Here is a 1,411-nt window from a genome sequence, read left to right as displayed (position 1 = left end):
GCCGGATACCGGGCCTCCCACCCCTCGATCTCCCCCTGCGACACCTCCACCAACGGCACATCCGACGGAGTCAGACCACCCCCACCCGAACCCCCCACGAACCCCGCAAGACCCGACAACGCCTCCGACCACAAACCAGCCAGCTCCTCCACCTCACCCCGGCCCAACACCCCCCGCGGGAACGAGAACACCGCCTCCAAACACGGACCCCCCACCCCATCCGCAACAAACGCACCAATCTCCAACACCGACAACGCCGGCATATCCGCATCGAACTCCGACTCGATCTCATCCACACCCATCACCTGGGACCACCCCAGACCACGCAACTCCTCCGGCATATCCGCCACCGAAAAACGCCCCAGATAATTGAACCCGATCTGCGGCACCCGCAACCCCGCCAGCACACCCCCCGCACCCTCATCCAAATACCTCAACAACCCAAACCCCAGACCCCTGTCCGGAACCCGCAACAACTGCTCCTTCACCGCCTTCACCACACCACCAGCAGCCCCACCCGAAGCAAACACCTCACCCACATCAAACCCCGACACATCCAACCGCACCGGGAACATACTCGTGAACCAACCCACCGTCCGCGACAAATCAGCCCCCTCAACCACCCCCTCCTCACGCCCATGCCCCTCCAACCGCACCAACACATCCGACTGATCCACCCCACGCAACCCACGCCACCGCACCACCGCAACCGCCAACCCCGCCAACAAACCGTCATTCACCCCCGCACGAAAAGCACCAGGCACACCCGACAACAACGCCTCCGTCACCCCCGCACCCACCACCACCCGCACACGCTCCACAGACCCCATCGAATCCACCACCGGATCCAGCCCCCGACACCCCAACAACGCATCCGGACCCGACAACACCCCCTCCCAAAAACCCAACTCCCCCACCCGCGAAACCGAACCAGCCTCCTCCACCAACGCATGAGACCACCGACGCACCGACGTCCCCACCCCCGGCAACACCGCAACCTCACCCACCCGCACCCGCGACCACGCCGCCGCAAGATCAGGCAACAACACCCGCCACGACACCCCATCCACCACCAAATGATGCAACACCAACAACAACCGACCCGCCACCAACGGACCCGCATCAAACCAAACAAACCGCGCCATCACCCCACCAACAGGATCCAAACCCCCCAACGCCGCATCCAACTCCACCGACGCCACACCACGCCAACCCACCGAATCCCACTCACCATCACACACCACACGCCGCACCAAATCCCCCACCCGAACCGAACCCACCACCCCCACCTCAAGCACCCGACCAGCACCCACACCCACCAACCGCGACCGCAACACATCATGCCGATCCACCACCGCCGACAACACCGCCTCCAACCCCCCACCATCAATCCCCACCGGAAGATCGACGA

General features: G+C 64.2%; 1 protein-coding gene. It reads right to left on the bottom strand.

Features of this window, described 5'->3' with window-relative positions:
* Positions 1–1,411, bottom strand: a 1,411-nt coding sequence (locus ACIQMX_RS42465; RefSeq protein ID WP_402487081.1) for a condensation domain-containing protein, incomplete at both ends; no start/stop codon positions are given.

Origin of the sequence: Streptomyces sp. NPDC091416 (assembly GCF_044756845.1) — a bacterium.
Taxonomy (GTDB): Bacteria; Actinomycetota; Actinomycetes; order Streptomycetales; family Streptomycetaceae; genus Streptomyces.
This window is presented reverse-complemented; position numbering and strand designations above follow the sequence as displayed.